Origin of the sequence: Chitinophaga sp. (assembly GCF_036569125.1) — a bacterium.
Lineage (GTDB): Bacteria > Bacteroidota > Bacteroidia > Chitinophagales > Chitinophagaceae > Chitinophaga.
Genome location: NZ_DATCRF010000473.1, coordinates 1 through 6,470, shown reverse-complemented (window position 1 = coordinate 6,470; position 6,470 = coordinate 1). Strand labels below are relative to the sequence as shown.

General features: G+C 50.2%; 7 protein-coding genes. 5 read left to right on the top strand and 2 right to left on the bottom strand.

The window, feature by feature from the left end; translation table 11 throughout:
- The 3 genes from VIM87_RS17660 to VIM87_RS17650 form a co-directional block, all read left to right on the top strand.
- Window positions 1-344 (top strand): cell division protein FtsX (locus tag VIM87_RS17660; protein ID WP_331998279.1); only part of this gene is annotated, 344 nt, incomplete at its 5' end.
- 65 nt (window positions 345-409) lie between these two features.
- Complete coding sequence (locus VIM87_RS17655) at window positions 410-679, top strand: DUF3098 domain-containing protein (protein ID WP_331998278.1); 270 nt, start codon at window positions 410-412, stop codon at window positions 677-679.
- 24 nt (window positions 680-703) lie between these two features.
- Window positions 704-1,504: an undecaprenyl-diphosphate phosphatase gene (locus tag VIM87_RS17650; RefSeq protein ID WP_331998277.1), complete on the top strand. Its 801-nt coding sequence runs from the start codon at window positions 704-706 to the stop codon at window positions 1,502-1,504.
- Between the two features lie 154 nt (window positions 1,505-1,658).
- On the opposite strand, the gene VIM87_RS17645 is transcribed toward VIM87_RS17650, so the two are convergent.
- Window positions 1,659-2,852, bottom strand: a complete 1,194-nt coding sequence (locus tag VIM87_RS17645) for an alanine dehydrogenase (RefSeq protein ID WP_331998276.1) — start codon at window positions 2,850-2,852, stop codon at window positions 1,659-1,661.
- A 99-nt stretch (window positions 2,853-2,951) separates the two neighbouring features.
- Window positions 2,952-3,389 carry a tRNA (adenosine(37)-N6)-threonylcarbamoyltransferase complex ATPase subunit type 1 TsaE gene (gene tsaE / locus VIM87_RS17640; RefSeq protein ID WP_331998275.1) on the bottom strand — a complete coding sequence of 146 codons (438 nt, stop codon included), beginning with the start codon at window positions 3,387-3,389 and terminating at the stop codon, window positions 2,952-2,954.
- A 194-nt stretch (window positions 3,390-3,583) separates the two neighbouring features.
- On the opposite strand from tsaE, the gene VIM87_RS17635 reads away from it, so the two are divergent.
- Both VIM87_RS17635 and VIM87_RS17630 read left to right on the top strand, forming a co-directional pair.
- The gene (locus tag VIM87_RS17635; RefSeq protein ID WP_331998274.1) at window positions 3,584-5,686 is read left to right on the top strand and encodes a cation-translocating P-type ATPase; all 2,103 of its coding nucleotides are present in this window, start codon (window positions 3,584-3,586) and stop codon (window positions 5,684-5,686) included.
- A 32-nt stretch (window positions 5,687-5,718) separates the two neighbouring features.
- On the top strand, window positions 5,719-6,470 hold a 752-nt coding region (locus tag VIM87_RS17630; protein WP_331998273.1), incomplete at its 3' end, for a RecQ family ATP-dependent DNA helicase.

Below are 6,470 nucleotides of genomic sequence, written 5' to 3'. Positions count from 1 at the left end.
TAATTGTGCTGATCGATAATACCATCCGCCTGGCTATGTTCAGCAACCGTTTCCTGATCAAAACTATGCAAATGGTAGGCGCTACCCGCGGGTTTATTGCCAAACCTTTTGATATACGCAGCATCATCAATGGCGCTTTAAGCGCTGTATTGGCTATTATAGCCTTAATAGGGCTGCTGTATTTTGCAGACCAGTGGTTGCCGGAGCTCAGCGGCCTTCGGGATTATTTCATGATAGGAGTGTTGTTCCTGGCCATGATCCTGATCGGCATCTGTATCTCTTTCGTAAGTACGCACCGTTCTGTGATGAAGTATTTGCGCTTAAAGCTGGATGACCTGTACTAACAGCTAAGGGCTAACAGCTAACAGCAAAAAAAATTATAATCAGACAATTCTAATTTACACGCTATATGGCTAAAGAAATTAAAACGGCGCCGGCAGAAAAAGTAATTATTGAAAGCCGCCCGTTGTTTGCCAAAGACAACTTCAAGATCATGATTGCCGGCCTGGCCGTGATCGTTATAGGCTTTTTACTGATGATGGGAGGCGCCAGCGGCGATCCCAACACCTTTAAGGCGGAGGAAGTATACAGCTTTCGCAGAATAACCCTGGCGCCCATTGTAATTGTACTGGGCCTGCTGGTAGAAGTATATGCTATTATGCGCAAACCGAAAGCCTGATTGTAGACCCACCAGCCATCGAGAATGACCACATTACAAGCTATTATTATAGCCATCGTAGAGGGATTAACGGAGTTTTTACCGGTTTCCTCCACCGGCCATATGATCATTACCAGCGCGCTGCTGGGGATTAACAAAGACGAATTTACCAAGCTGTTCGAGGTATGCATTCAACTGGGCGCTATATTAGCCGTAGTGGTGCTGTACTGGAAAAAGTTCCTGGTGTTTGACAAGAACCGCCTGAACTTTTATGTGAAGCTGATCATAGCTGTAATACCGGCCCTGATCATAGGTTACCTGTTCAGCGATAAAATAGACGCCCTGCTGGAAAGTCCGCTGGTAGTAGGTATTACCCTGCTGCTGGGTGGTGTGGTGTTATTATTTGTAGATAACTGGTTCCTGCACCCGGAGATAGATTCCGATGATAAGATGAATATTTTTAAGGCCCTGCGTATTGGTTTCTGGCAATGTATAGCTATGATACCGGGCGTAAGCCGCAGCGCAGCCACTATTATTGGCGGTATGCAGCAAAAGCTTACCCGCAATGTGGCCGCTGAATTTTCGTTCTTTTTAGCAGTGCCTACGATGGCAGCTGCCACCGGTTATAAGCTGCTGAAAGGCCGGGAGCTGATCATGGAGCATCCTGAAAACCTGAAGCTGCTGCTGATCGGCAACGTAGTAGCGTTTGTGGTAGCCATGCTGGCTATTAAATTCTTTATTGATTCCCTGAAGAAATACGGGTTTAAAGTTTGGGGATACTACCGCATCCTGGTAGGTATTGCCATTCTGATTGCTATAGCGATGGGGTACAAGCTAAGTGTGTAAATGTGCAGATATGCAGATGTGCAAATGAATGCAATGCATGACATCGTGAAAGCCTGTTCACCTGCGCATTTGCATTACAGTGAGTGTAGTGCATATGCCGGTTAAAAATGGCCTCCCATCTGCACATATGCATATTTGCACATCTGCACATTGATTACCCTTTCACCGCCAGCAGCAGCTCCAGGTCTGTATATTTTAATTTGAATTTCTCGCTCAGGTGATAGTTGGTAAGCGCGCCTTTGTACAGGTAAATACCATTGCGCACGCCCCGCTTTATCCATACCAGGTTCTCAAAACCGCCGTCGTCTGCGGCTTCCAGGAGTAAAGGCATCAGCACATTACTGATGGCTTCAGAAGCCGTGCGGGCAAACCCGGAGGGGATATTAGGCACGCAGTAATGGATCACATCGTACTTCTTAAACACCGGGTTCTCATGGCTGGTGATCTCGGAGGTTTCAAAACAGCCGCCGCGGTCTATGCTTACGTCCACGATCACGGAACCGGCTTTCATATTGCTTACCATCGCCTCTGAAACTACTACAGGAGTACGGCCGCTCTGGGAAGAGAGGGCGCCCACAGCTACATCTGCATTGCGCAGCTGCTCTGCCAGCACTTTGGGTTGTATCACTGAGGTAAATACCCGTACGCCTATGTTATTCTGCAGGCGTTTCAGCTTATAGATATTATTGTCGAACACTTTTACGGAAGCGCCCAGCGCCAGTGCGGTACGGGCGGCAAATTCGCCTACAATGCCGGCGCCAATGATCACTACTTTGGTAGGGGGAATACCGGTAACGCCACCCAGCAAAATACCTTTGCCTTTATTACCGTTGCTGAGGTACTGCCCGGCTATGAGCATTACTGCGCCCCCGGCTATTTCACTCATGGCCCGTACAATTGGGTAGGTGCCGGCATCGTCTTTCAGGTTCTCAAAAGAAAGCAGGGTAATGCGCTTCTCCATCATCTTCTCTACCTGCGGGGCTTTGAGGGCCGCCAGGTGTATGGGCGATATTACGATCTGGTGCGGGTGCAGCAGCTCAATTTCTTCATCATTCAGCGGGGCGGATTTTACAATGATCTCCGCCTTATACACTTCTTTTTTATCGTACACAATTTCAGCGCCTGCTTCTGAGTAATCGGTATCGTAGTAATGCGATCCGTCGCCGGCTTTATGCTCCACCACTATATGGTGACCGTTGCTGGCCAGGATGCTTACGGCATCCGGCGTTAAGGCAATCCGGTTTTCCTGGAAAGAGGTTTCTTTGGGAATACCAATGAATAAACGGGAATTTTTCTGCGGGATATCCAGCGTTTCCTCCATTGGTGAATAAGTAAAGCCAGCACTCACAACAGGTTTTTGCCTTTGCTCCATATTCGTGTGAAAATTGTTCTGTGAAATTACGTGATATTCAAAGATAAGCTATTTAAAGATTGCCCTTTCATAGTGTTATTGCGCTTTTAATAACACAGAAAGGCGGCGGCGCTGATCGGGCAATACTTCCAGCTGCAGGTGCACGCTGTCCGGCGGCAGCAGGCGGGTTACAATGCCGGGCCATTCTACAAAACACACAGCATCCGGCTGGTACAGCGTATCTTCTATACCGGCGGCAATGGCTTCATCTTCATCCCGCAGACGGTAAAGATCCAGGTGGTAAATGGTATGCGCCTGGTTTTGCCCGTTATGATATTCATATTGGTTAATGATGGCAAAGGTAGGACTGGCCGTAGCGTCTTCCACGCCTTTGGCGGCGCAGAGCGCTTTAATAAAAGTGGTTTTGCCGGCGCCCATTTGCCCGTTCAGGGTAAATACCCGCGGGCTGCTAAAATGCGCCCAAAAATCCCGGGCAGTTTCCGGTAGCTGGGCTTCAGTGAAGATCCATTCCATAATCAAAATTAGCAAATATGCAGATATGCAAATGTGCAGATGTGCAAATGTCAATCCATCTGCATATCTGCACATCTGCACATCTGCACACCTGCACATTGCTTTTGCATTTCCGTTGCATTAATATTTTACCATCAAACCACCACAGTTTCTAATTTTGTTGAGAGCGGTTTATTTACCATTAACAGAACAACATGGAAACGATCAGTTGCAAGGTAAAAGGGATGAATTGTACCAGTTGTGCGCTAACAGTATCCAAATACCTTGAAAATAAAGGCATGCAGGATGTGCAGGTGAGCTTTGCCACCGAGGATGTGAGCTTTAATATGCCCGGCCAGGGCGACCCCAAAATAGTGCTGAAAGGAATTAATGACCTGGGTTACCAGGTAGTAATGCCGGATGAGCAGGCCCCTAAGAACGCTTTTTTTAAAACACTCCGGTTCAAATTCTTTGCCTGCCTGGTATTTACTGCCCCTTTATTATTACACATGTGGGTAAGCTGGCCCTGGCTGCATAACCCCTGGGTACAGCTGGTATTGGCCACCCCCGTGTACGGGATAGGTATGCTGCACTTTGGCCGCAGCGCCTGGCGCTCCCTTACCAATGGCATGGCTAACATGGATGTGCTGATAACCCTGGGCGCTACCGCTGCCTATGGCTATAGCCTGGCCGGCACCCTGCAGCACCTGGGGCCGGATTATATGTTCTATGAAACAGCTGCCGCCATTATTACCCTGGTATTCCTGGGTAATTTGCTGGAGGAAAGATCTGTAAAGCAAACCACCACCGCCATTACCGCCCTGGCAAAAATGCAGGTAACCATGGCCCGCCTGATCGATGATAGTCACGGGCACGAACATATCCGCGAAGTAGATAACCAAACCCTGCGCCCCGGCGACCGGGTGCTGGTGAACAGCGGTGATAAGATCCCCATGGATGGCACCATCTACTGGGGCGGCGGCACCATCAACGAATCCATGATCACCGGGGAAAGCACGCCGGTAAGCCGTAACGAAAAAGACAAAGTGATTGGCGGCACCATCCTGGAAGATGGTACGCTGAAAATGTTTGTAACCGCCACCGGCAAGGATACGGTGCTTTCCTACATTATAGAGCTGGTAAAACAGGCGCAGGGCACCAAGCCGCCCATGCAACGGCTGGCAGACCGTATCAGCGCCATTTTTGTGCCGCTGGTATTAGGCATTGCGCTGTTCACTTTCCTGGGCTGGTGGCTCATAGGCCATACCACCGTTGTAAATGCCATGATGCGGAGTATAGCCGTACTGGTAATAGCCTGCCCCTGCGCCATGGGCCTGGCCACACCCGCTGCCGTAATGGTTGGTCTGGGCCGCGCTGCTAAAAACGGCATACTCATAAAAGGCGCCCAAACGCTGGAAGCCTTTCGCAGCATACGTTATGTGGTATTTGATAAAACCGGCACCCTTACTACGGGCAAGCTACAGCTAAGCAGCTACCGCTTTTTTGATATGCCGGAAGAAGATTTTAAGAAAGTAGTATACAGCCTGGAAAAGTATTCCTCCCACCCAATTGCCCGCTCAATTACCGCACAGTGGAAGGGCCTGGGCGAAGTACAGCTGCAGCAGGTGCGCGAATACAAGGGCCGCGGTATGCAGGCGCAGGATAAGGAAGGTAACCAGTGGCAGCTGGGCTCTTTTATTATGGCGCAGCAAGCCACACCGGACGACAGCCATAACATTTACCTGCTCCGCAACGGGCAGCTGGCCGGCTGGATCGATTTTACGGATGAATTAAGACCCGATGCCGCCCGTGCCGTACAGGCCCTCAGGCAGGCCGGTTTGCAGCCCGTGCTGCTAAGCGGCGATACTACGCGTAAATGCAAAGAGCTGGCGCAGCAGGTTGGTATTGAAGAAGTGTATGCCGAACAAACCCCCGAACAAAAGCTGCAAAAGATAGACGCCTTTATGCAAACCGCCCCTGTAGCTATGGTGGGTGATGGTATTAATGATGCGCCGGCGCTGGCCCGCGCTACTATTGGCATTTCCCTGAGCGATGCTACGCACGTGGCTATGCAAAGCGCTAACGTAGTGCTGCTGAACGACAGCCTGGCCGCTTTACCACTGGCACTGGGCCTGGGCCGGCATACTTATCTTACCATTAAACAAAACCTTTTCTGGGCCTTTGCCTATAACATAGTAGCCATACCGGTAGCGGCATTAGGCATCCTGAACCCTATTGTAGGCGCAGGGGTAATGGCGGTATCTGACATAGTGCTGGCGGTAAATTCCGTAAGGTTGCGGTATAAGCGGGTCATGTAAGGTATTCCCCTTTTTTCTCTTTCTTTGCAACCGTGAGCACACCTGCTTCCATATTACAGCAATACTGGGGTTATGCCCAATTCCGTCCTTTACAGGAAGATATTATCCAATCCATATTAGCCGGGCAGGATACGCTGGCCTTAATGCCTACGGGCGGTGGTAAATCCATTTGCTTCCAGGTACCGGCCCTGTTGCAGGAAGGTGTGTGCCTGGTAATTACCCCGCTCATTGCCCTTATGCGCGACCAGGTGGCCAACCTGCAGCGCCGTGGTATTTCGGCGGTGGCTATTTATGCAGGCCTTACGAATAAAGAAGTGGAGCAGGTGCTGGAAAATGCGCGGCGCGGGCAATATAAATTCCTGTATGTATCGCCGGAAAGGCTGCAGGGCCGCCGTTTCCTGGAGTATTGCGATGGTATGCCCGTGAACCTGCTGGCAGTGGATGAGGCGCATTGTATTTCCCAGTGGGGATACGATTTTCGCCCGGCTTATTTACAGATAGCCACTATCCGCAGCTATTTCCCCAAAGTGCCGGTGCTGGCGCTTACCGCTTCCGCTACGCCTAAGGTACAAACAGATATCTGCGATCAGCTGCTGATGCAGCAGCCTAAAGTATTTACCAAAAGCTTTGCGCGGGCTAACCTTTCTTACAGCGTGCTGGAAGAAGAAAGCCGGCAGCACAAGCTAAAACACATACTGGACAAAGTGCCCGGCTGCGCTATTGTGTACTGCCGCAACCGTAAACGTACCCGCCAGCTGGCAGACCTGCTGCAGCTACAGGGCAT

Bases quoted from the DNA above. Each gene is read 5' to 3' on its own strand.
- tsaE (WP_331998275.1), bottom strand. From the start codon at position 3,389: ATGGAATGGATCTTCACTGAAGCCCAGCTACCGGAAACTGCCCGGGAT.
- VIM87_RS17650 (WP_331998277.1), top strand. From the start codon at position 704: ATGACCACATTACAAGCTATTATTATAGCCATCGTAGAGGGATTAACG.
- VIM87_RS17635 (WP_331998274.1), top strand. From the start codon at position 3,584: ATGGAAACGATCAGTTGCAAGGTAAAAGGGATGAATTGTACCAGTTGT.
- VIM87_RS17655 (WP_331998278.1), top strand. From the start codon at position 410: ATGGCTAAAGAAATTAAAACGGCGCCGGCAGAAAAAGTAATTATTGAA.